The organism is Reticulibacter mediterranei (assembly GCF_016587455.1).
Genome location: NZ_BNJK01000002.1, coordinates 2,434,021 through 2,458,068, shown reverse-complemented (window position 1 = coordinate 2,458,068; position 24,048 = coordinate 2,434,021). Strand labels below are relative to the sequence as shown.

20 protein-coding genes and 1 pseudogene are annotated in these 24,048 nt (G+C 53.8%); 6 read left to right on the top strand and 15 right to left on the bottom strand.

Annotated features, from left to right (window positions below; translation table 11 throughout):
- Positions 1-389 precede the first annotated feature (389 nt).
- Entirely contained in the window at positions 390-1,121 is a 732-nt protein-coding gene (locus K3T83_RS49585; RefSeq protein WP_220210543.1) for a response regulator transcription factor, read from the top strand.
- A 173-nt stretch (positions 1,122-1,294) separates the two neighbouring features.
- On the opposite strand, the gene K3T83_RS49580 is transcribed toward K3T83_RS49585, so the two are convergent.
- Together K3T83_RS49580 and K3T83_RS49575 are read right to left on the bottom strand one after the other, a co-directional pair.
- On the bottom strand, positions 1,295-1,786 hold the full coding sequence (locus tag K3T83_RS49580; RefSeq protein WP_220210542.1) for a nitroreductase/quinone reductase family protein: 492 nt from the start codon (positions 1,784-1,786) through the stop codon (positions 1,295-1,297).
- A gap of 50 nt (positions 1,787-1,836) precedes the next feature.
- Positions 1,837-2,811: a PP2C family protein-serine/threonine phosphatase gene (locus K3T83_RS49575; RefSeq protein WP_220210541.1), complete on the bottom strand. Its 975-nt coding sequence runs from the start codon at positions 2,809-2,811 to the stop codon at positions 1,837-1,839.
- 330 nt (positions 2,812-3,141) lie between these two features.
- On the opposite strand from K3T83_RS49575, the gene K3T83_RS49570 reads away from it, so the two are divergent.
- From K3T83_RS49570 to K3T83_RS49560, 3 genes are all read left to right on the top strand, one after another.
- Positions 3,142-3,609, top strand: a complete 468-nt coding sequence (locus K3T83_RS49570; RefSeq protein WP_220210540.1) for a hypothetical protein — start codon at positions 3,142-3,144, stop codon at positions 3,607-3,609.
- A 20-nt stretch (positions 3,610-3,629) separates the two neighbouring features.
- Positions 3,630-5,096, top strand: coding sequence for an FAD-dependent oxidoreductase (locus K3T83_RS49565; protein WP_220210539.1), 1,467 nt, complete (start codon positions 3,630-3,632; stop codon positions 5,094-5,096).
- A 174-nt stretch (positions 5,097-5,270) separates the two neighbouring features.
- Positions 5,271-7,142: a vWA domain-containing protein gene (locus K3T83_RS49560; RefSeq protein WP_220210538.1), complete on the top strand. Its 1,872-nt coding sequence runs from the start codon at positions 5,271-5,273 to the stop codon at positions 7,140-7,142.
- Positions 7,143-7,411: 269 nt separating this feature from the next.
- On the opposite strand, the pseudogene K3T83_RS49555 reads toward K3T83_RS49560, so the two are convergent.
- The 7 genes and pseudogenes from K3T83_RS49555 to K3T83_RS49525 all read right to left on the bottom strand — a co-directional run.
- Positions 7,412-7,642 (bottom strand): annotated as a pseudogene (locus K3T83_RS49555) (zinc-binding dehydrogenase); the annotation flags it as partial.
- 176 nt (positions 7,643-7,818) lie between these two features.
- Entirely contained in the window at positions 7,819-8,613 is a 795-nt protein-coding gene (locus tag K3T83_RS49550; RefSeq protein WP_220210536.1) for a DUF2306 domain-containing protein, read from the bottom strand.
- A gap of 19 nt (positions 8,614-8,632) precedes the next feature.
- Positions 8,633-8,863: a DUF8691 family protein gene (locus K3T83_RS49545; protein ID WP_220210535.1), complete on the bottom strand. Its 231-nt coding sequence runs from the start codon at positions 8,861-8,863 to the stop codon at positions 8,633-8,635.
- Between the two features lie 83 nt (positions 8,864-8,946).
- Entirely contained in the window at positions 8,947-9,822 is an 876-nt protein-coding gene (locus K3T83_RS49540; RefSeq protein WP_220210534.1) for a CPBP family intramembrane glutamic endopeptidase, read from the bottom strand.
- Positions 9,823-10,104: 282 nt separating this feature from the next.
- Positions 10,105-12,837: a winged helix-turn-helix domain-containing protein gene (locus K3T83_RS49535; protein WP_220210533.1), complete on the bottom strand. Its 2,733-nt coding sequence runs from the start codon at positions 12,835-12,837 to the stop codon at positions 10,105-10,107.
- Between the two features lie 373 nt (positions 12,838-13,210).
- Entirely contained in the window at positions 13,211-13,786 is a 576-nt protein-coding gene (locus K3T83_RS49530) for a DUF4870 domain-containing protein (protein WP_220210532.1), read from the bottom strand.
- A 38-nt stretch (positions 13,787-13,824) separates the two neighbouring features.
- The gene (locus tag K3T83_RS49525) at positions 13,825-14,097 is read right to left on the bottom strand and encodes a DUF8691 family protein (RefSeq protein WP_220210531.1); all 273 of its coding nucleotides are present in this window, start codon (positions 14,095-14,097) and stop codon (positions 13,825-13,827) included.
- Between the two features lie 792 nt (positions 14,098-14,889).
- Here K3T83_RS49525 and K3T83_RS49520 point away from each other — a divergent pair.
- Positions 14,890-16,830, top strand: coding sequence for a GAF domain-containing sensor histidine kinase (locus tag K3T83_RS49520; RefSeq protein WP_220210530.1), 1,941 nt, complete (start codon positions 14,890-14,892; stop codon positions 16,828-16,830).
- Positions 16,831-16,959: 129 nt separating this feature from the next.
- Here K3T83_RS49520 and K3T83_RS49515 read toward each other — a convergent pair whose 3' ends face one another.
- The 4 genes from K3T83_RS49515 to K3T83_RS49500 form a co-directional block, all read right to left on the bottom strand.
- The gene (locus tag K3T83_RS49515) at positions 16,960-17,316 is read right to left on the bottom strand and encodes a hypothetical protein (protein ID WP_220210529.1); all 357 of its coding nucleotides are present in this window, start codon (positions 17,314-17,316) and stop codon (positions 16,960-16,962) included.
- 76 nt (positions 17,317-17,392) lie between these two features.
- A complete protein-coding gene (locus K3T83_RS49510) occupies positions 17,393-18,817 on the bottom strand; it encodes a DUF2252 domain-containing protein (RefSeq protein WP_220210528.1) in 1,425 nt (474 codons plus the stop codon).
- Between the two features lie 274 nt (positions 18,818-19,091).
- On the bottom strand, positions 19,092-19,490 hold the full coding sequence (locus tag K3T83_RS49505; RefSeq protein ID WP_220210527.1) for a VOC family protein: 399 nt from the start codon (positions 19,488-19,490) through the stop codon (positions 19,092-19,094).
- Between the two features lie 121 nt (positions 19,491-19,611).
- On the bottom strand, positions 19,612-20,442 hold the full coding sequence (locus K3T83_RS49500; protein ID WP_220210526.1) for a helix-turn-helix domain-containing protein: 831 nt from the start codon (positions 20,440-20,442) through the stop codon (positions 19,612-19,614).
- Positions 20,443-20,996: 554 nt separating this feature from the next.
- Between K3T83_RS49500 and K3T83_RS49495 the strand changes: the two genes are divergently transcribed.
- A complete protein-coding gene (locus tag K3T83_RS49495) occupies positions 20,997-21,983 on the top strand; it encodes a sugar ABC transporter substrate-binding protein (RefSeq protein ID WP_220210525.1) in 987 nt (328 codons plus the stop codon).
- 243 nt (positions 21,984-22,226) lie between these two features.
- On the opposite strand, the gene K3T83_RS49490 is transcribed toward K3T83_RS49495, so the two are convergent.
- Positions 22,227-22,439: a hypothetical protein gene (locus tag K3T83_RS49490; RefSeq protein ID WP_220210524.1), complete on the bottom strand. Its 213-nt coding sequence runs from the start codon at positions 22,437-22,439 to the stop codon at positions 22,227-22,229.
- 430 nt (positions 22,440-22,869) lie between these two features.
- Positions 22,870-24,027 (bottom strand): sensor histidine kinase, encoded by a 1,158-nt coding sequence (locus K3T83_RS49485; RefSeq protein WP_220210523.1) that lies wholly within the window; start codon positions 24,025-24,027, stop codon positions 22,870-22,872.
- Positions 24,028-24,048: the final 21 nt, after the last annotated feature.

The window sequence follows — 24,048 nt, the reverse complement described above, 5'->3', positions numbered from 1 at the left end:
TCATTTACACAATGTATATCTTTCCTTCTCACATAACACTGTCGATTTTCTGAAAAACGAGCCGAAAAGAGACATTTACAAGTGCCTTCTCTCTGCTCCCCACCGTAACTCGCAGGCATACAGAGAATACTGTATTCAGAGTGTAATCCGAGCATGTCACGATTTGCTCACTCTCATGAAGCTTCCCATCACATCATCATCACATTTCCCTGAACAACTATTTGGTACATGTACCGAAGCACTTGGTCCGCTTCACATCGTGATTGAACAGTGAGACTCCCCCCTGCATGCGTGTCGATGTTGTGATCTCTCTCTGCTATGCTCGCGTGGTGAGGAAATGTGGGAGGACTGGCAGGCTTCTATGTATATCGTTTGAAGGAGAACACAGCATGCAAACCAGAAAAACAACGATTTTGACAGCTGATGACAATCCTCAACTCCTGCGTCTGATGGCACGCAACCTGGAGTTCGAAGGCTATGAAGTCTTGACAGCAAGTGATGGCGATCTCGCCCTGAAGCAAATAAGCCTGTACTCCCCTCATCTGGTCCTCCTTGACATAATGATGCCCAGGATGAACGGGTTTACCGTCTGTCAAAAGGTACGAGAGTTTTCCACCGTCCCCATTATCATCGTCACTGCACGAGGACAAAGCGACGATATAGTGAAAGGGCTGGATCTGGGAGCCGATGACTACCTCATCAAGCCATTTAGTATCGACGAACTGCGCGCCCGCGTACGGGCAGTGCTGCGACGAGCGCAGTTTCCATCCAATGAGTCGGTCCAGGACTCGCAAACAACAATCACAATTGGCGACTTGACGATTGATGCTACACAACATCTGGTAACAAGAGCAGGCAAGGAGATGAATCTCACACCAACCGAATACCATCTCCTGGCTTACCTGGCCCAGAATGAGGGGCACATTGTGAATCAGGATCGCTTATTAGAGCAGGTCTGGGGAGCAGAATATAGCGGTGAGAGTCATATCCTCCAGGTCAACATCAATCGACTTCGACGCAAGATAGAAGAGGATTACACCCATCCGCGCTACATCACAACAAAAATAGGGATTGGGTATGCGCTTAGGAACCCAACAGTCCATCTCGCAACGAAGAAATGAGATCAATCTCAAAATGTGTACTTCTGAATGTGGGAACAGGGATCAGTTTCAATTCGTGGGGGAAAAGGCGGCAACAGTGACAATGAACAACAGCTTTTGTAGAACCATTACAAATGTGAAAGCCGAAGTCCATGTCCGATATCTTGACAGGTCTTCGGCCCTCACTCAGTACATTATGATAGACATTCTGAAGTTGCATGGACATCGCTCACCACTCGGAAGACGGGAAATGCCGTGGCTATCTTTTCAAATTCCGCAATTGGCGCATTTTTGTTCACTGGTACATGAGGTCGCGCTCCTGGAGCACGCTGTAAATATGCCTTTAAAATGGGAGCGCGCTGGCTGTCGGGAACTTCTTCGAGATGGATCACCTCACGACAGCCGCTGCGTAGTACTGCCCTTCCCCCAGCAGCACGAACATTGTGGACCCACTGTACATTCTCTCCGAGCATTGATATCACATACCGCTGCCCGCCGACAATGGCTATCACCATAGGCAGCGAGATTGCCCTTCCTGACTTCCGTCCAGTCACTTCCAGGGTCATCATATAGTTGGAAATGGCACCTGAAGAGGCAACAACAGCCCACCATCTTCCCAACAGTTTTGCGATCCAGTTGGGTCGCTGTCCACGGTATAGCCATCTGTAAAAGTCGTCTTGTCTCATCGAGAGCCTGGTCCTTTCTCTTGCATGCTCGTATATGTATTGCGACGTAATCAGACCTGTACGACAATGACCCCTACATTATCTTCTCCACCGCCTGTCAACGCCGCCTGAACGAGCCTATCCGCCGTCTCTGATGGATCTCTTACAGGACGGGCCAATATATCCGCAATTTGAGGATCGCGAACCATTTCCCACAGACCATCGGAGCAAAGTAACAGCCTATCACCAGCGGCAAGCGGTACACTCTCTATGTCTACCTCCACGGTAGCGGTCCGGCCCACATAGCGGTAAATCTGATTGCGCCCAGGATGCGTATAGACCTCTTCAGGCTGAATAGCTCCTACCTCTACAAGAGCAGCTACCAATGAGTGATCATGAGTGAGTTGGATCAATCCCGTTGGCTGGCGATAGAGGTACGCTCTACTATCACCTGTATGCGCGATATATGCAGTCGAATCACTTATGAGAATCGCGGTCATCGTTGTACCCATATTGGAACCGGACTTCTGATTGTGCAGATAGATCGCCTGGTTCGCCGATTGAAAGCCTTTTTGGAGCAAAGAGACGAACGCATCTGGCGTGGGATCTTTTGAGCAAAGAGAAGTATAGACATATTCAGCCAGAGACTCTAGAGCGAGCTGGCTGGCTTCCTGCCCTTGCTCCTGTCCTCCCATTCCATCTGCTACCACAAACAGAGCAAACCGTCTCGCAGGTGCAGACAAGGTATGAAGAATACTCTGAGCGATGAAGAGGCTATCTTCGTTTGGCTCGTCCTTGCGGACGATGCCTCGATCCAATCGAGACCCCACCTGTAGCATGAATGGGAACAAGTCTTCTTTCGTTTTCATCTCCTTTGAACATCCATGCGTGTTCAACAACGCCTGCACCTGCTCAAGCAGAGTTGCTATGTGCCCTGCATCGGTATCGCTGAGCAATGCTATCTGTGTATTCGCGAATCCAACCTGCGCAGATGTCCCGTTTTCATTGCGCGGGAAGAGGAGTGAACTTTGTTGCCTTGATGCCATAACGTCACTTCTTTCCGGATGATATTGTTCCCATAAGATACTCTTATAACAAAGCAAATATACCTCCTACGTGTCACGATCTGATCTCCATATTCGCCAGAGAGATCTCACTATCCTCACACTTATGGTCTGCACGCTTTGTTCTGCCGTTGGCCCTCCGTCAACACCATGACTCATGTACACATGGAGGTCCCTGTATGCTAACTGAGGTGGGAAACTGCGCATCTTTCTGTTCTGTAGCGCCCTCTCTTATACACCAGCTTCCAAACACTACCTTCATCAAAATCTATGGGTAAAGAAAGACGTACAGGAGAGCAAGGACCAGCGTAATTGTACTGGGCAGCTTACTTACAAGAGCATTCCTCGGGGACGGTGATAGGCTCACTAGTGCAAAGCTTTTTCGCCGATCTGCTTGGCAAAATAAAGCCTTCTATTCCTCTTGCCACCGAAATGCTAACTCGGCTTCTTGACTGGCTTTTCTGGCAAGTGCAAATGAAGGCGGCATATGCCTTAGGAGAAATTCGCCGCAATATTCCTGACGTGGCTATTCGACGCCTGCTGGAGCTTCGTAAAAAAGACCACAATCGAATGAGGCAATGTACAGCAATGTGGTCATATATCTTTGTTCTGTGTAATCAGGTAATTTTACTGATGCGCTCGTTTCTTGCCTCAGCTATACTCTTTGCAAGAGGCTTCTTTAAAGAACACATCCGAGAAGTTATGGGCAGGTTGCCAACTGAGGCATGTAATACGCGAAAATTCCTGTGCTGCATCCTTATAGAGGCAAGAGAATATTAAGAAAAGGAAAGAATACTTTTATGGCTCTCAGGCAGACATTAGCTCCTATGTTGCTGGGGCAACATGCGGTGGTGATTGGTGCCAGCATGGCAGGATTGCTGGCGGCGCAAGTCCTCTCCGAGTCCTTCGAGCGCGTCACGCTGATCGAGCGAGACCGACTGGAAGGGATGGGGCCGCGCAAAGGCGTCCCCCAGGGCTGGCAAACGCATGCCCTCTTGAGCAAGGGAGCTGAGGTGATCGAGGCGCTCTTCCCTGACCTGTTTCCTGCCTTGGTTGAGGAGGGTGCCATCGCAGCGGATATGGGTGCTGATCTCCTCTGGTATCAGTTTGGCGTGGGAAAAGTGCGGTTCAAGAGCAATATCCGCATCTATAGCCAGAGCCGACCCTGGCTAGAGGCACAGATTCGCCAACGGGTAGCGCGTAAAGCCAATGTCCGTATTCTGGATGGCTTTGAGGTGCTCCAACTGTCCCCCAGTGCAGACGCCAGGAGAATTACAGGCGTGCAGATCCGTTCTGTTGAAGGAGTACGCCACACAGAGGAGATGGAGGCAGATCTGGTGGTGGATGCCAGTGGGCGCGGCTCACAAGCTCCTCGCTGGCTGAAAGCGCTGGGTTATCCCGAGGTGGAGGAAGCTGTAGTGAAGGTAGACGTGGGATATACCACGCGGACCTATCGTCGCCCCAAAGAACTGCCCGCAGACTGGAAAATCCTGGTGATCTATTGCACGCCTCCACAGGAACAGCGAACCGGCCTGGTACAGCCTATCGAAGGAGATCGTTGGAGTGTCTCCTTGAGTGGATGGTTGAAAGACTACCCACCGAGTGAGGAGGCGGGCTTCCTGGAATATGCACGCAGTTTGCCCAATCCCGCGCTCTACGAGTTGATCAAGGAAGCCGAGCCGCTCACGACGGCTGTCAGCTATCGCTTTGCCGCGAATCGTCGGCGCTATTACGAACGCATGTCCAGACTACCGGATGGCTTCATCGTGCTGGGAGATGCGCTGTGCAGCTTTAACCCTGTCTATGCTCAAGGGATGACTGTTGCCGCTATCGAAGTAGAGATGCTCCAGACCTGCTTGCAGCAGCGGCAGCAGCGCCAGAGAGATCTGGCTGGATTGCCTCGCCAGTTCCAGAAGGCTGTTGCACGTACCGTTTCTGCTGCCTGGATGTTTACGACCAGTGAAGATTTCCGTTATCCCGCTACAGAGGGGAAACGCCCGGTGGGAATAGGTCTCTTCCAGTGGTATACACGACGCTTGTTGGAAGCAGCAGCGGAGACTCCCCAGTTGGCCCTGCGCTTCTATCATGTGATGCATATGCTCAAGCCGCCAACCACGCTGTTTGCACCGCGTGTGCTGGCGGCGGTGCTGTTCAGGAGAAAGGCCGCACTCTCCACGCGGGACGGGCAGCCAGTGCAGCCTGAGCAGCACAACGATATGGAGGAATGGGCCACAGTGCCGACGCCGGTAGAGGAAGCACATCGGTAGGAATCAATCGCATCGAGTTGTCAAGAGCGCGATGAGCTGAAAGTCATAGTTTCTAGACAATGGTTGTCTCTTCCTGAGATACTGTCACGAGTCTGCCCTGGTTTCAGGTCCGTTGGGCATCACCACATATGGGCCAGATCCATCCATTTCAACATGCACAGAAAGGACGCTACTATGCAGACTCACTTCACACTCAACCCATCCGCTCTCCCAGTTGGGCATCCTGCTACTGTCGATCTTCTCATTACGCTACGCCCCCAACCATCCGCGGGGCCACGCGCTCCGCGCCGACCGCTCAACCTCAGTCTGGTGATCGATCGCTCTGGCTCAATGGCGGGGCGCTCGCTCAAGCAGGCGCTCAACGCAGCGGAGACACTGGTTGAGCAACTCGGACCAGATGATGTGTTATCGCTGGTTGTCTACGACGATAAGGTCGAAACCATCCTGGCACCGAGCAACGTTACTGACAAACAGGCGATTCGCGAGATGATTCGCAAGGTTCGAGCGGGAGGGACGACCAACCTGAGCGGCGGGTGGCTCAAAGGTTGCGAGCACGTCCTCGCCCGGCGCGGTGCCGAGATGATCCATCGGGTCTTGCTGCTGACCGATGGGCAGGCCAACGTGGGAGTCGTCGATCCAAAGGTGCTGATCGCCACTGCACGCCAAAAGGCGGACGATGGCGTGGTCACAACCACACTTGGCTTCGGAGCGCACTTCAACGAAGATCTTTTGATTGGTATGGCCCAGGCCGCAGGCGGAAACTTCTACTTCATCCAGGCGCCTGATGATGCTGAAGAGGTCTTTCGGATCGAGATCGAGAGCCTGGCATCAGTTGTGGCGCAAAATCTTGCGGTGACGATCGCGCCCGTGCCAAACAGTGGTGTCCAGATCCACAACCTGTACAGCAACTACCGCGTAGAGACACAGCCGGGTGCCACGATGCTGAGCATGGGCGATGTCTACGAGAACGAAGATAAACTCCTGGCCCTCCAACTCACGATCCCCGCCCAGACGGATATCAGCCCCGGCATTCCTCTGCTGGCGGTCTCCTACCGGTACGAGGCGGTCGCCAACAGCATCATCAAGTCCTTTGCGAGCACCGAGCCGCTCATGGTATCCATGCCTGTTGTCACCATCGAGGAAGCGATGGCGGCCGCACCTGCTATCGATCTCGTTTTACAAATCAGCCGAATCCGCATTGCGAAGGCGAAAGATACGGCAATTGAGCTGGCTGACAGCGGGGACGTTACAAAAGCGGTCCAGACGCTACGCCAGATCAGCGCAGAGCTGCGTCAACAAGGACTGGATGAGCACTTTGAGATAGCCGAAGAGATCGCACAACTGGAGCACTTCGTCGAGCGGCTTGAACGCCGCCAGTTTGACAGCGCCAGCCGTAAGGAGATGCGCGATCAGTCATATCAGGCACGGATGCGCAGCCGCACCGACTTGTCGCTGCGCGGTACGGCTGGTGGGTCGGCTGCTGATCTGGATACGACAGCCGCAGTCAATGAAGGGGTAGAACTGGTGTGTTCCCGCGAGGGCGGCAAGCTGCGGATGCGTGTCACTTCCGAAGGCTACGACCAGAGCTTGAACATCCAGTTTCCACGCACTATTCGTGAGGAAGGCGTTCATTATGTCGTAGATACTCTGCAACTGTCGGCCAACGGAACCTTCTACCGTGCCGTCGGCAACATCCGCCGTCTCGCCTTGCCTGGACAGGAACATCTCTACAAAGGCACCAGCAGGTTCGGGTCTACAGCAGTCAGACGCAGTAGCCCACCGCAAGCCTCGAAGGTGTCAGCCCGCACTGCGGCGGACCTTGAGACGACCACCAACGCAGATGACGGGGTGCTTGTCCAGTGTATCCGCGAGGGCAGTAAGCTGCGCGCACGGGTCGTCTCCGATGGCTACGACCCAAACTATAATATGCGGTTCCCACGCGACATTCGTGAAGCGGGGGTTCTGTACGTGGTAGATCAAGTGATCGAGACCGCAAGTGGGGGTTCGTATATTGCATGTGGCAAGATCCGCCGACTGATTCAGTAGCGCTCTTGCCCTCAGACGGTCACTACAGCGTCAATCTCCTGTTCTTCCAGCGCGCCGTCCCTATCGTATCTTGAATACGAGGCAGGTCAGCAGGAGTCCAAGCACACCTCCTCTACCTGCTCCCCTGGTAATGGGGATTTGGGGAACGATGATCACAGTGAAGACGACCAGGAGCAAAGTTGCTCAGGGCGCAGCGTCTCAAAGGAACGGTTGAGCACGAGGACGGGAATGATGGAAGGTGCTACCAATTCCATGTGAGTCTGGCCATTTCACTGGCGCAAGTGTTGCTCAGTATGTTCATGCTGTTGCACAGTAATGACGACATCTCCCTTTTTGTGCCCCTGGTCAACATACCTGTGAGCCTCGACGATCTGCTCCAAGGGATAACGTCGATCAATGACCGGTTTGATCTTGCCTGCTTCAACCAGTTCTTTCAGGAAGATGAGATCCTCCGTCTTTGGAGTTGCTTCTCCACCTATGAGCGTCTTGCTGCTTGTCACTCCCGCAAGGACGCATGCGCAGACTGAGCGATGGTTTGAGTGCGATCGCGCTGTTTTCCGGCAAACAGGTATATTCGGCATATGTTAAGAGGCTGTTCCACGAGCCATACCCCGCTTCAGCACAATCGTCATCTCTTGACCGATTTCCCGATGAGAGAGGCCCATTGGCCTAGCTTCTACACCCCTGCGCTCGTGCTCGGCGACTTCCCAGAGAGAAGTGCTCGGCTTTGGTCGTGCCCTGTGTCCACCTGCTTCTGGCGACCCTTTGCATGCTTCCTGTGGATAAGCCATTCGGCCACGGCGAGATTGATGACCCAGCTGACGCCATGCAGCCAGTCTTTGGCAGGCTCACCCAGAGTGCCGAAGATGATCATCCAGAGCAGAGCAGTCAGCGCCTGAGTGCCCGCGCCCTGACCGATGGCATAGCCGCGTATCATCCAGGCGCGATGCCGGGCAAGGTTGCGCCGCAGGATGGCGACCAGGCCCAGAGCCAGCGCCAGGACCATAGCTGAGCCGAACAGCATCCGGAAGCTATAGAGGAGCATGCTCTGAGACTGGAGAGAGAAGAGATAGAACTGGGTCATCCACAGCCCTGAAAGCCCGGTAGTCAGGCCACACAGGACCACCAGCCACCCAGCGAGGCGGTGAAAGCCGCGCCAGCGGCGGCGCAAGCCAGGGGCGAATTGGAAGGCGCCCAGCAGGCAGAACGGGAGGGCGCTCACAATGTGAAGCACGATCGGCAGGGGCAGATCGTGGAACTTGGTATCATCGGGCGTGAGCGCGGTGCTGGTGGCGAACCCGACCAGGCTGACAACTCCTCCCAGAGCTGGGATCGAGGTGAGCAGGATCAGCCCGGCTGGTATCAGCCAATCGGCCCGAGTTATGGTGCTCTTCCGCGACCTTCGAGAAACGGAAACCTGGGACTGTGTCGTCGTGCTCTGCTCGTGCTTCGTGTTCATGGGTGTGTTCATCGTTTACTTCTTTCTCTTTTCAGAAGGAGTCCCCTGACCCCGAAGGTGCAACGCCCTCGCCGGTCTCCAATGCGAGCAAGGTCAGACCCAGGGCACGTATCTTTGTCAGGACGCCATACAGCGCCGCCTGGTCTCTGAGCGAACCAGTGAGTCTGGAGGTGCCCTCATCCTCATGGACAATCGTTAATCCCTCGAACCAGTCCTGCCAGCAGGGGTCCAGGTGGCCTTTGATGCGAATGGAATATCTCATACAAATCCTCGCTTCTACTCCACTGGGAGTTCGCTTGTGAGTCTGCTTGGAAAGTGCCCTGGTGTCTCTATCGGATAGAAGCGTCAAATCTGGGCTGGCTCAGCCACTTCGCGAATAGAAGGCTGCGAGAGGCGTCTTCTGAAGAGCGCAGCATCCTGAGTGCGAAAAATTGGGGAGGTGACAGAGACCAGTACAGCTGCTACGACCCAGAGCAGGGACAGGGCTATCAACATGGTCAGGCCACCGTAGGCATGCGTATTCTGATACTGAAAGTACCAGACGCAGACATTGAGCACTCCATGGGTGATAATAGCCGGAACGAGGCTGTTTTTCGAGCGCAAGGATAACCAGGAGAAGATGACCGATGCCGCCACCACCAGGGTGGAATAGATGACAAACGTCACCACAAACCCGGAAGCCTGGGCTATATCATGTTGAATGAAGCCGGGAAGGAAGTAGAGCGGCAGCTGCCAACATGCCCACACTCCTCCGATGATGAGGGTCGCGGTGAGCGGACGAGTGTTCTTCACCAGATGGGGAAGAGCAAAGCCGCGCCATCCTATTTCTTCGCCCTGGGTCAGGAAAAGGAAGAACATGGGAATGATCAGTTTCCAATTTTCGACGACGGAAGCAGGGAAGGGATGACCAAAGAGCATATTCACCAGAATAGCCCCAGCGACGAGGGTGGGAGGAAGGAGCAGCGCAACAAGGTACGACCATCCAACGCCGCGGAATTGAGCCTGAACTACAAACAAACGCTTGAGTTCTTTTTTGCCATACAGAGCGGCAGTCAGGATTCCTGCAAGAGAAGAGCTAGACGCAGCGATTGATCCGAACACAGAGATCCTGGTAAAAAACAAGGATAGCTCGGCGATATAGCCGATGAGAAAGGTGATCACAAAAAAAGTCATCACCGGATGGTTTCGCACGAATGCAAATCGTGCCGTGTGAGAGTCCATACTGTTTTCTCCTTTTGTCTTTTCTTCTACAGCAGTGATGAAGAAGATAGAGGCGAGGTCCCACCTCTCTACAGGGAGCCGGCAGAGGCACGCCCTGCTCGTCTTGTGCAAAGGATACCCTGGCACCATGCCTGCGGACAGTAGCCCAAAAGCTACTTATTGTAAAGGAGAGAGGACGGCCTGGTGGGTAGCCAAAAGGCCACCATGAGGGAAAAGGCCGAGATCTTTCGCTCTTCTCGCTCACCTGAGCGAGGCTCGCTAGAAGGATCGGCGAGACCAGGACTATAGCAACCCATACTCCCGCGCGCGTGCAATGGCCTGCGTTCGATTCGCTGCCCCTACCTTGCCCAGGATATTGGCGACATGTTTCCGCGCGGTCGAAAGCTGAATCACGAGCTGAGTGGCGATCTCCTGATTCGAGGCGCCTGCTGCCAGGAGTTGCAAGACTCGTTGCTCCTGTGCCGTGAGCGGTTCCAGCAGCGGCGATGGACCTGGTGATGAGACCACAGAAGCGTTCATCTGCTCCTGCGCGAACGCGTCAAGCAGGCCGCGCACATAGGCGGCTGTGTCTTTCTCCTGGATCTCTTTGAGCGAGCTTTTCAAAAGGGTAGCCATGACCTGCCCTTCATCGAGAAACAGGCGCTGATACTGTCCTGGCTGCGCCAGTCTCAGGGCCTGGAGCAGGGAAGCCCTGGCTCGTGGAAACGCGCGATCCGCCTGGTGGGCCAGGGCCTCCAGGAGCAGTATTTCCAGCAGGCCATGGGTGCGTCCCTGGCTTTCTGCCTGCGCTTTCCAACGGGCTAATTCCTGGAGCGCTGCCCCGGCCTGCTCGTGCGCGAGGAAGAGGCGAACCAGCAGGAGCGCCTCTTCCTCCTGCTGCACATAAGGCAGCTCTCGCTCGCGTTCACGGACTCTTAACCCGAAGAAGTCTGCTCTGGCGCGGGACCATTCTTCGACCGCAGGCAGATTGCCCATGGCGAGGTGAAGCCGGGCCTGGGAGGCTCGCAGCGCACGCAGCGCCCAGGGAAAGCGGGTCTGCTGTTCCCAGGCTTCCAACAGGTGCAGTGCCGCTGTGGTCTCGCCCCGACAGTGCAGTAGACGGGCCCGAATCAGTCCCCCGGAGGTCCACACATGGACTCCCTTGGCCGGGTCATCTCCCAGCGCTTGAGCTTGCGCCAGGGCGTGCTGGGCCGTTGCGAGATCATTCCACTCGCAGGCCAGCTGCGCCAGGCTATGATAGGCCCAGGAGAGGAAAAAAGGATCACGGTCCCCGCTCGCCGTCATCAATTGCTGCTGGAAGGCCCACAGGTCTTCCTCCGCTGAGGCGAGCGTCTGACGACAGTAGCGTGCCGCCTGGTACAACTCGCCGCGAGCCAGACACACCTCCGCCAGCAGCAGAGATGCCGCCAACGTTGCGGTGAGCGACCCAAGACGTTCAGCGCGTCTGAGACCCTCCAGGAAATCCTGCCAGGCGGCCGAAAGCTGACCTGCGTGCAACTGTTCCAGTCCTCTAGTCAACAGATTGGTGGCAAACATGAAGTTCTGCTCAGAGAGTAGTGGCGTGGCGGCTCGGGCCAAGGCCAGCGTGCTGGCAAGGTCGTCCTGGAAGAAGGCCAATTCGGCATGCAATTCCAGGGCTTCGCCCAGATGTTCCGGCTCTCCCTGCGCCTCAAAGCCCTGTTCTGCCCACTGCAGGGACGCTTCAATCCGTGGCCAGAAGGCGGGCGTGCGGCGCAGCGAGGTGAACGTTGTGGAGAGGGCATACCAGAAACTGAGAATTGGCTGAGTCTGCAACAGCTCCTCGGGCAATTGTTCCACCCAGCGGCACAACGTGTGATAAGCGTTGCGGAAGCTCTGCTGATCAATGCAGCGCTCCATCAGGTGTGCTGCATAGGAAAAGGTGCCAGCACCCAGCGCCGCCTCCACGGCGTCAGGCAGCAGCCCCTGGTGTTCGTACCAGTGGGCAGCGCGTTCATAGAGCGTGGGCACAAGATCAGGCTGAGTTGCCTGGAGACGGGCCAGCAGCGCCTCACGAAAGAGATCGTGCAACCGATACCACTGCCGCTGCTCTTCCAGGTGCATCACAAACAGGTTGGAGCGCTCCAGAGCTTCCAATATCTCCTGGCTGGCTGCGTTCCCGGTCACAGCCTGGCACAGCGAAGCATGCATGCGTGGCAAAATGCTGGCGCGCAGCAAGAAGCGCCGGACAGAGGGCTTCTGGTGGGCGAGAATTTCCTCCTGGAAATAGTCCAGGAGGAGGCGCTGGCTGCCATGAAACGTTGTCACCCAGGCGCTTGGGTCGGCACGGGTAGAGAGTGAGAGCGCGGCCAGTTGTAAGCCAGCCAGCCAGCCCTCCGTGCGCTGCGCCAGGCGTTGCTCATCCTGAGCGCTCAGGTGGATATCCATCACCTGCTGAAGAAAATGTGCCCCCTCTTGCTCACTGACCCGTAAGTCTGTATCGCGGAGTTCAGCCATCTGGCCCCTGGCGCGGAGCCGGGACAACGCGAGCGGTGGGTCGACGCGGCTGGAGAGCACCAGATGCAAACGGGAGGGCGCATGATCGAGCAGAAACTGGAGGGTGGTGTGGATACCTGGCTCGTCGATGACATGATAGTCATCCAGAATGAGCATGATCTCCTCGCCAGCTCCGGCCAAGTCATTGATGAGGGTCGTCAGCAGCGTGGTCATCTGGAGTTGCTGCTGTGCCTGCACCTGCGCCAAAGCCGCTTCCCCGATGGCGGGAAAGCGGGTGCGCAAGGTCGTCAGGACCGCAGTCCAGAAGCCGAGCGGATCATTGTCAAGACGATCCAGAGAGAGCCAGGCCACTGGGTGGGGGTACTGGCTGACCCAGGCGGAGAGCAGCGTTGTTTTGCCAAAACCTGCCCCCGCTGAGAGCAGCACCAGGGGGAGCGTGCCGCCCTGGTTCAGCCGCTCAATCAGGGCAGCACGAAGCAGCAGGCGCCCCCGAACCGGGGGGATCGTAAATTTGGTGACCAGCAAGTCCGGTGCTCCCATGTGATCGTTCCTTTCTCCTGCGGTAGATGAATAGACGTTTCATCGCGCGATGCCATCAGTGTACAACCGGTATGCAACGTCATCCTGTCAGCATGTTTTCCCTATGTCTGCTATTTCTTGCTGCATAAGCGCGCAACGATTCCGGGCTCTTGACCTGCACATGTGTAAATTGTTTCATTCAATGGCGGAAAACCTTTACAATTATCTGACGTAATGGCGGTATTGCTATTCTCTTTCAGTAACTCCGCAAAGAGCTTTGCAGACCGCCGCTTCAAAGATTTTCACTTGGGAAAGATGTACCGGAATGTACGTCAGATAATGATCAAAAACTGCGTCATCAAATTATCACATTTACAGCAATACCATCAGACCCTCAAAACAATGTTCGCACTCGCCTCTCGTCCTTCAACGAATTGGCCCATTTTTCTGCATAGTCGCCGATGATAGGCAGCTTGTAGTATCTGCCGCGAGCGGCTTTGACGATCAAGACAATCCAGCAGATGAAGGAGACGAACCCCAGCCCAGAACCAATGGAAGCAAGGAAGGGGATGTGGTTTAACACGGTCGTCGCTATGCTCATCATACCGAAGAAGATGAGGGACTGCATCGCGTGGAAGCGTACAAAACCATTCTCCTTCTTCAGCAGCAGGAAGGTCAGGCCAGTGACCCAGCCGCCAAGGTAGCTTAGCCAACCAACTCTGGAAGGGCGCATGTCTGCTGAGATCTTTTCATAAGGGCTGCTATAGCCTGCGAGGTACGGTTGCTGATATCCATAGTACCGCTGAGAACCAGACAGCGGCTCTTGCTGCTGGTATTTTGGCGAAGCCGAGGGGGAATAGCTCTCTGGAGAGCTTGGCTGGAAGCCGTTGGGAGTCTCAAGTGGCTGCGCTGTGACCGCTCCTCTATATTCACCATAGGGATGGGATGCTTCGTTTGAATAGTTTTCCATGATGATGTTATCTCCTTTTTTGAACGAAGTGATAGGCGTTAAGGTTTGACATCTGGTCCATCTGTCTGCTCGGGCTCCATGCGAATGACCGCGACCAATGGCAAGCCAACATCACGTACTTTTCTCAGCAGGCCATGCAACATGGCTTGATCGAGCACCGGGCCGGTTAACAGGGTCTCGCCGTTCGCAAGCGATGTGATACTCAGGCCAGAAAACCAGTCGGCCCACTTGCGATCCAGGTGACCCTTGATTCTGATCTGATAGATCAGGGGCTCCGCCTTTTCAATGTTTGAGTTGCTCTCGTTTAACATGTCTCTGTCCCTCGTGTGGCGGTCATCTCTGCCTGTGCCACGTGCTTCAGATATCTTCATGCAAGGAGTATAGCTTCTCGGGAGCAGGAACAGAGAGAGACGAAAGTTATGTTTGGGGTAATGTTCTCTCTTCTCTGCAGGAGGAATAGAGCAATACTAAAGTTCTGTCCTTTTCTACCGTCTGCAAAAATACCTCTGGAGCCATCGGAATACTCGTATACGTTAAGAGTTCCTTGATTACTGACGCGGCCTCTGAAGGCATCATCTCTACTATCTCCTTCTCCATCATATGATAGGCAAGTTTCTGAAGGACCTTTTGCTTCTGCCCAGAGGGAATTTCCCACCGAGACCTTATCCGAAAACTTGTGATACAATGAAAGCCAAAACAAGAACAAGAGCCAACGATGCCATGCCCCCGGAAAATCAGCAATGAGCTGTGGAAATAAGTGCAGCCCTTCATTTCAGGGACCAAATGAAGCGCCTGCTGATTGATGGAGCGGAGATTCCCCTGGCGGTCGTTGTCGATGGACCAGTCTCAATTTTGGTGAAAACGCTTTTGTCAGAGGGGAAAAGGAGTGCAGTTGGTGCTCACAGAACCATTCACTTTTCTCAGATAAGCTCATACTTCACCAAAATCGAGACAGAACTGGCCTTGGAGTCACTCCAGGTCTTAACCAAGTCGCATATCCATTCCACTTTTGCATGTTCTCTTTAGACTATGTACTATTTAGGGATAGTAATCAGAAATGAGAGCCTTTTCAGGGAAGATACCGTTAGAAAAGGAGCTCCTTTATGGGGCATAAAGTCTATAAGTCGTTCTCGCGGCTAGCGAGGCGGCTCCCTAATGAGGGGCCGTTGGATACCTCGCCGCAAGAGCAGCAGCCTTCCCCAAACGGAATGTCTGGTGACTCTAACCAACAAAATAGCCAGGGAAGAGCGCAGGAGCAGACGAAAATAGCCAACCCCCACATTCTTCGTGAGGTGGCGCAGATGACCGTGCAGAGCTTTCCTTCTTCTCATGAAGCCATGAGCGCAGCACTTGAGGTTATCGGACGGTTCCTGGATTGCCAGACTCTTTTCATCGGGCGCGTTGGTGAAAACAAGTCGGAAAAAACGAGCGTGGATTATGGCGAGAGGGTTGAGCAACACACGCTCAAAATTATGGAGGCGCGCAATAGAGACACCTCTCTCCCAGCCGTTGGGTCAGAGGGAGCGCTTGAGAGAACCTATTGCCAGACCGTCTGGCGAACCCAGCAACCTCTCATTATCGAAGATTCTAGCCAACATCCTTTTTACCAGCGGCTCCCCACGACTGAGGAATACCATATTGGCTTCTACATTGGGGTGCCACTTCTCTACAGCGATGGTCGGGTCTATGGAACTCTCTGCGCCCAGGACCCCCATCCGCACGCGCTTGCTGATCAACCTGAAGCCCTGGAATTGATGCAAATTGTGGCCCGTTTCCTTATTTCCTACATCGAGCGAGAAGAACTCACCACACAATTGCGCGCGGCAGAGCAGGCCCAGGCCGAACTAGCGTGGAAGGAGCGGCAGGCCCGCGCTGAAGCAGATAGCCGCGTGCGCGAACTGGAGGCAGTCTTCGAGGCCATGGGTGATGGTCTGGTGGTCTGCGATTTGCAGGGGCAATTTCAGATGAATGCTGCCGCGTGGGACCTGTCACTCATGCCATTTGCTCAGGACAATGTAGACTGGATCGTTGAGCAGCAGGACAAAGAACCTCTGGTGTGGGATGAGAATGGTCAACCATTGGCCGTGGAGTGCTGGCCAATTTACCGCGTTCTGCGCGGAGAACACCTGACTGGGGCCAGCGCTGTTAACGTCCAAAGTTTGAGCAACGGGGGAGAGAAGAGAGATTTGAACGTCTCTGGCACACCAATCTACGATCAGCAGCAGCAGATCAACGGCGCTGTGCTCGTCTTTCGGGATGTGACCGAGCGTTCTCTACTGGAACGGCAAACGCAGGAACTCAATCGTCGCTTCAATGAGTTTCTGAGCATCGCAAGCCACGAACTCAAGGGACCACTGACTACCACTCTAGGGAACATCCAGCTCGCACAACGCACCCTGCACAGGGCATTGACCCAGCATTCAGGAGAACAAAAAGCAGTCCTCGGTTCGCTGGAGAAGATCCAACACTATCTGGACCGCGCGGAGAGCCAGGTGCATATGCAGAACCGGCTGGCAAGCGACCTGATCGATGTATCGCGTATCCGGACTGGCAAGCTTGAACTGCATATGCAGTGCTGTGACATGGGTCAGATCGTGCGTGAGATCGTCGAAGACCAGCGCCAGGCGACACAGGGGCGTGTTATCAACCTGGACCCGCCCACGGAGCAGATACTGATCCATGGCGATGCTGGCCGTCTGGGACAAGTCGTGTCCAACTACCTGACAAACGCGCTCAAGTACTCAGCATCCACTAAATCTGTTGAAGTCGCTGTGACAACCGAGAGTAATACTGTGCGCGTGACGGTCAGCGACCAGGGACCAGGTTTAACCCCAGAGGAGCAAAAGTGTGTTTGGGAACGCTTCTATCGCGCCAAGGGAGTGCAGGTGTTGAGTGGAAGCGGCATTGGTTTAGGGCTGGGCTTACACATCTGCCAAACCATTGTCCAATGGCACGGCGGCAGTGTTGGCCTGCACAGTATCCCAGGCCAGGGCTCGCGCTTCTGGTTTACGCTCCCTCTGTGCATGGAGAGCATGCCCTGCTGAAAGCAGCTCATCGAGAAGAGGGCATGCCAGATCTGTGATCTTGTGGCCCGCTTAAAAAAAGAAATAGCGCTCAATGAGGCCATCGCCCGGGCCGATCCGCTTGGCATTGATGCAGTATTCCACCAACTTCTACAGTTCAACACAGCAGGCGATATAGAAGGGATCGCTCAAGCGCTGGCCAAAGAGTGCGCGATGGCAAAGGCACTCTCGGCCAACACGCAGTGAAACAAGGGACAGCTCATTCTGCCTAAACTGTTCCGACGCTGCGTTGATTACCTCAAAGCCCTTTTCGACGGCTTTGAAGGCAATCTGCAGGATTGGATCATCGAGATGAGCCAGTTGCCTTCTCGCAATGAAAACGATCAGGTGATTTTGCACGATCAAACCGAGGTTCACCTCAGCGATCTCCTCATCCAGCAAAATCGCACGATCCAGTTCCAAGCGGACCTGCTCGACATCGTTTTCGTCGAGAAATAGTCTTCCCAAGAAGCAGCCATGCCCATCGGGCTGCCCAATTCTTTCTCAGAGTTGGGCAGCCGTGTTGCCCATGATCCACACACCCTCACCCACGCTTGTGTGCAGCATATTGCTCTTGAAACGCGTCATAGGCAGTTCTCACCTGTTCCACACAGGGCTGAGCAGCAGCAAGAAGGGAGGCTTGCCATACAGAGGCTTGCTGAGCAAAACGCTTCAACTCTCCACTCAAAGCGGCCCCTTTCTGACCTCCACTACGCAGATGCGCGAAGGCAAGCGCCTGCCCCATCGCCTGGACCAGCCCTTCTATCGCCTGTCTATTCCCCAAGACATCCTTCCTATTCACCTTTTCCTCTTGTGGCTGCAACTCTCGAAGCACATAGCTTTTTTTCTTCCCCTGAAGCTCTGCAAGCAGAGCTGGTGGAGCATCTTGTGACCAGGTACGCACTTGAACCATCCTCTCTGCCTGGGTTGCCCAGTTGGGCGAGCCGCACCGAAGCCGTGAGGGGACCGAGGAACGACGAGCTTCTTTGACATCAAGCAAATAATAGCCATCGGGTGCCCCCTTCCCCTCAATCAGCAGCACGTAGCGGGGGATTCCTAAGCTCCCCGTACCCACGACGCGGTGCGCCAGATCCAGGACGCGAAAAAATGGCGGATGCGGCTGATGCTTGCTCCACTGCTTCACGCATCCCTCCACCGCTTCTTTCTCCTGAGCCGAGACGTGTTCGACCGCTTCTTTGCCCTTATGAGGCTTCAACCGAACATGCCCTGGGGTGAGGAGGACATGTTTCTCAAGCATGTGTTTGCGTGTGCGCTGTTCCACACGCTCTAACAGAGTCTGGACGACTCCGCTGGTTGTTGCTCGATCCAGCGTCTGCACACGACCTGCTAGCAGGCACTCGGTATAGCTCTCAAGAAAGGTGCAGCAGAGCGCCTGTGCGTCTTCCTGGCTAATGGAGAGTGAGGACGCACTGACCAACAAACCGGTCAGAAAGCGCCCAAGATCCAGCGTACAGGGAGCAAGGGCAGCCTCATCAAAATCATTGACGCCAAAATAGACCAGGCGACTCGCACTTTTGTACGCCCCAAAGTTCTCTAGATGCGCATCCCCGCAGATCCACACAGCAGGAGCTTCCTGCGGAGGTGGCAGATACCACTCCCGATAAAAGCGTGGGCATGTCCCACGAAAAAATGTGAAGATATCCTGACTCATCTCTTCATATTTCAAGCATAACAGTGACTTCTTTTTGCCTCGATCATCTTTGCGAATGCGCTCAAAAAGCTCTTCCATATATAGAACCTCTTCTTTCTTCTTCATGAGAACACCTGCTCTCTTCCTTCTCATCGCCACTTCTCTCACCCGCTGTAGATCAGCAGAGCTGTTTGCATCACTGCCAATTGCTCCTTTCGCCTTCGCATCCTCACCCTCGCCGGTCTGGACCAGCATCCACCACCACCCTTGTACAAATCGGTTACGGGTCCGTTCCCAGAGCTTGCGACCGACTCTCACGCTCTTCCCATCGCGGCACCTGAGCCAATAGGCGCACCCTCTCGCTGCTGGGAAACATCTCTCTGCGCTGATCTCTTCTATTTGACTCCAGTAACAGCGAGGAGCTTGCTTTGTGGTAAAACGTGCTTGCCTCCGCGACCGATGCCACCAAGATTTGCTCCCCGCCAGTTTGTGGCCCCTACCAAGAACTCCGCTTGGTTTCTCCCGATCAACCAGGTCTGGTATGCGCCGAGAAAATAGCGCATATCAGACCTGAGAGAAAGGTTTTTCGAGTTTAACGGGAGCCGATATAGGTCGAGATTCCCCAGATGTTCCCGAAGCTATCCTTGAAGCCCGCGTTTCTCTCTTGATAGGGCTTATCCATTGGATCCTGAAGAGAAGTGGCGCCTGCTTCCAGAGCTCGCCGGTACACTGCATCCACATCCTCGACATAAATATAAGTCGAGGCGTAAGTAAACCAAGTGGAGTCCGTCGGCGGGTGGTCGCTGAGATCAAGCGCGATCAGTGAATCCCCAATCTTCATCTCGATGTGCACGCTGTGCTCGTCTGCATTGCGTTCGACTTCTTTCGCTTCAAAAACCTGTTTGACGAAAGCAGCGAGGTCGAGGGGGCCGTGAATGTAGGATCGAACGGAGCCAAACCCATTACGAATGTACTTGTTTGCTGTGCTCATATAGAACAACCTCTTTCCTTGCAGTGAGAGTAAGTGGCTGGAACGAACCAGCCGGAAGAGTTTCGATCTCACATCTGATTCTACAGAGAAATAGAACACGTGTCTTGTAAAAATGTCCACTCTATTCATGGTATGGAACGTGGTTACGATGTTGATCATATTGGGCGAGGTAGGCGCTTGGAGTCAGGCCAGAAAAGGCCTGGAAGTCGTGAATAAAATGGGCCTGGTCGTAATAACCGTACGTAAGCGCCAGTTCGATCCAGCTCTGTGACCTATTTTGTTCGATTGAGCACAGTACGCGTTGAAAGCGCTGAAGACGGGCAAATTGTTTGGGAGTCACGCCTACCGTTTCGCGAAAAAGCTGAATAAAGCGAGTCCGGCTGAGTCCAATCTGCTCAACGATAGCTGTGATGGTTGGAGGCGTTGGTGCCTTTTCGAGCGCCCCAAGAGCGAAGACCACCACAGGATGAATCTCGTGAGAGCGTTTCAGGCGGGCCAGGAGAAAGTGTTCCATGAGTTGGAAACGCCTTTGGGGCTGATCGAAGGCGCATAAGCACTCCCGCAAGGCGAAGGCATCCGGTCCCCACACATTGTCGAGAGAGAGAAAATCATTGTGCAGATCGCTGGCAGGGAAAGGCAGAAAAGGGACCGTTCCACCAGGCTTGAACTGGACTCCCAGCACCTCGGCCAGACAGGTGGTGTCGAGAAGGACAAACTCCGCATGTGCTCCACTGAGAAGGACATTACTGTAACTGAGAAGCTGATCAGAGTGGTGCTGGTCGTAGAGACGAATCCGCTCATCGTGGAGGTTGATAATAAGCGAGATCGATCCATCTGGCAAACGGCGCTCTTTCGAATGAGCAGGAACGGGTCCTTGAGAGAGCCAAAAATGTTCGACAAAGAAGGAGAGTGGCGGCTGCGGAGTATATTGATGAAAAGCGGTCAAGGTCATCTCCCTTCATCCTGAATGGGCATAGTACGCTTGCGGAGCAGGTCGATTATGACTCGCAGTTCTCCGTTGCTCAGCATATCATAAATCAAGGTGGAAGAAAAGCTGATGCCTTGTGTTCCCTCGTGTTTGTCCAGAGGCAACAGGGACATCGTTTTCTTTTTCTTTCTTCAGCCTTCTGGCTGCAGAACAGGTTTGCCGTCGTAGAAAAAAATTTGTATTTGACAGCAATGATGGTCTGTATGTATACTCTATCTTTGTGACTCGAGTCTTCCTAGTTAGTTACACATCAAAACATACCTGTTATTTCGATCTTTTCTTGGAAATCATAGTGCAAATGCTCTTGAAATGTTGTAACGAGCGCTTCACTGTAGAGATCAGAACATCGGCTGAGCGATCAATGCTCTGATCTCTACAAAACTGAACAATGGATGTCGCTTTAGTCCTATCAGGAGGACGTCATCACGAAAAACAATATGAGCCATAGGCATATACATCCCCCGGCAAAAAGTCACAGGGTGCAGGAGAACGTGTTCGGGCATGTTTCAAGGCGAGGATTGCTTAGGAGTGCCGGGGCGGCAGGAGCAGGTCTCTCGCTTTCATCTCTCTTAGGGGCTTTCGGCCTGAGCTTTCAGGAGCAAGAACACCCTATTTGCATCTCTCCGTCCTCCCGTCGGCTCAAAGCTGCTTTTACTAACAATAGCCTGACGCATTCCTGGTGTGCTCAGGGCAAACAGGCAGCGGAAACCTGGGGGAGATGGTTTGGTGTGGATATTTCCTGGTACGATGGACAAGACAGCATCAATCAGCAGCGCAAAGCGCTCGATGATATCGCCAGCACATCCTGGGATTTTGTCGCAATTCAGGCAAACGGCACTGATACGCTGATAGAGCCGGTACAGCGTCTATTGGATCATGGCATTCCTGTGATTCAGATGGATACAGCGATCGATTCCTCAGGAAGTACGGACGTCACGACGTTTATCGAACCGGACAACGTTTATATGGGGCAGACTTCCGCAACTGCACTCTTCGAAAAAATGGGAGGGCGGGGAAATGTCATTATGACGCAGGGGCAACTTGATCACACCGGAGCACAGGGACGCACCAAAGGTTTTTATCAGGCCATGGAAAAGTATCCAGGCATTGAACTGATCGCGAAGAACCCGGCAAATTGGGATGCCAACAAAACGATGCAGCTTTGGGAAGACTATCTTGCACGCTACAAACATATTGCTGGCGGCTTCTTCCACGACGATGATATGGCTCTGGCCGCGCTCAAAGTTATCCGTAAAGCCGGACGCCAAATCTTCATCTCCGGTATTGACGCGGTGCCAGCCTCCATCGAGGCCGTTATGAACGGCTCTATGGTTGCCACCATTCGTAACCCGGCAGGACGTATTCACGGAGGGGCTGTGATGGTCGGCATCCTGGCCGCAAATGGCATGAAGGCCATCCCCAAGCACATTCTCGCGGATGGTCCTCTGGTGACGCAAGAAAATGGGGCCGGACTCATCTTTCTGGAAAACCTATCCTTGTTATAGCTCCTTCTCCATCCGTAGGAACCTATTTCATGCTCCTTTGGTAGTTTCGATTGGGTCGGCTCTACAAGTCGGGTGACAGAAGCCGAAGATTCTTCCCCCACAGGAATAGACGACATCATGTACTCACCAGGAACATGTCCTTTTGCTTGTAGGGAGTGGATCGCCCTTCTTGCTGCGCACCCGATGAGAGCCATCGAAAAGAGCCTTACACACCAGTCCTTCCAAAACGGGTCAACACATAGTTCAGGCAAACGTTTCGACGAAGGACAAGAGGGCGAAGAGATCCTCGACCGTGACACAGCAGTAGAGAATCTGCTGCTCATCATCCTGACGCTGAAAGGCACACAGATAGGCCGTTTCGTGTTGTCTGTTTGCCATTGCGGTGCATTCCTCAAAGCCGTGTTGCTGGAGTCGGTGGATGGCCTCCTCCACAGTATCGTGGACGCTTGTACTCATAGATATCTCCCTTTCTTCACCATATGGCGCAATACTCTTTTGTGAGAGAATCTAGAGGGACTGACGCGGATTGTCAATGAAATCTTCATAAAAATATGATTCAGCGAGAGAACATGCGATGTTCACTAGTATCCATAGATCGAACACAAAGACACCCGTGAAACAAACCCAGGTGTTCTCTTTGGGTAATGGCAAGTACGATGTCACCACCTTGAGAAGATCACACGTGAGCGGATGTGTTTCTTTTCCTCACTGCCCTGGCTGCTCAGGTAGGGCGCTCTCTCCCAACTCCCTCAACGCTTGCGACGCTCCACCAGATCTCCTGCCGACGCTCCGATGCGCTTGCTTTCCGTCATCTCTCTCTTTACTGATGCAAGATGTTTCCTGCGGCATGCCAATGGAGACCACATGCCGCAAACGAATCATCGTCTCACGTTGTGCTTCCCTGCTCGCGAGGAACACAGGGAAGCGTAAAACAAAAGGTACTCCCCTGCCCTGCGATTCCCGCACTTTCCACCCATATCCGTCCCCCCATAGCTTCTACTAACTGTTGACTGACATACAAGCCTAAGCCAGTACCGTACACCTTGCTCATCATATCACGCCTGAGACGGAAAAATTGATCAAACAGGTGTGGAATCTCCTCTGGCGGAATACCAGGGCCAGCATCCTTCACGCAAATACAGACCTCTTGGGCCAGATGCTCCTGGTGTTGGACCGTCGTCGGGTCGTACAAGGCAGCGCTAATGATGAGAGGAGTATGCTCTGGGGCATATTTTGTGGCATTAGAGAGCAGGTTCCGAAGCACCTGGCGCACAGAGTGAGCATGCGCTCGCACCACGAGATGCTGGGGAACCTGGATGTGAAGATCGTACAGATGCAGGCGGCGTGGATCAAAGTGGTCAATCACGTCATGAACCACTTCGCTCACAGACAATGCTTCCAGAGCAAGAGGTTCTCTCTCCTGATGAAGGTGCAGGGCATCGAACATCGTATCAACGAGTCTCTGTAATTCTTCACAACTAGAGAGCGCATTGCTCAGAAATGTGGCTCTGCTTACCACATCAAGCCGCTCATGATATTCCACCAATAATTCCAGATAGCCATAGGTAGCAGTTAAAGGAGTCCGCAACTCGTGGTTCACATTCAGGAGAAATTGCTCTCTGAGCTGATTCAATTGCTGCTCTTGCTCGTAGATCCCTTCTATCCTCTGCTGCGTCTCAGATGAGACGTCGAACAACTCACGGAAAGAGGCCGTGATGAATCCTTCCAGCAAGAGAGCAAACCCTCCAAGCGCAAAGAACAGATAGATTTGGTGCGAGAGAAACAGACCCGTATGAGAGATGCTATGAAAGAGCAGGATGACCAGCAACATCCCAATGAGGCAAACGGCCATCCCGCGCAGCTTAAATAACCAGGAGGCCAGAACAATGGGAAGACTCAGAAAGAGACTGTTTCCGGGGTAAATCTCCTCGTACATCAGAACATAACTTGTCAGGCACACGAGAGTAGCCGCTACAGCAATGCTCAAGCGTCCTACAGAGGAAAGACGAAGCATGGAACAGAAGCACCAGGTCAAGTAGCGCAAAGAACTCTCTCCTCTTCAATG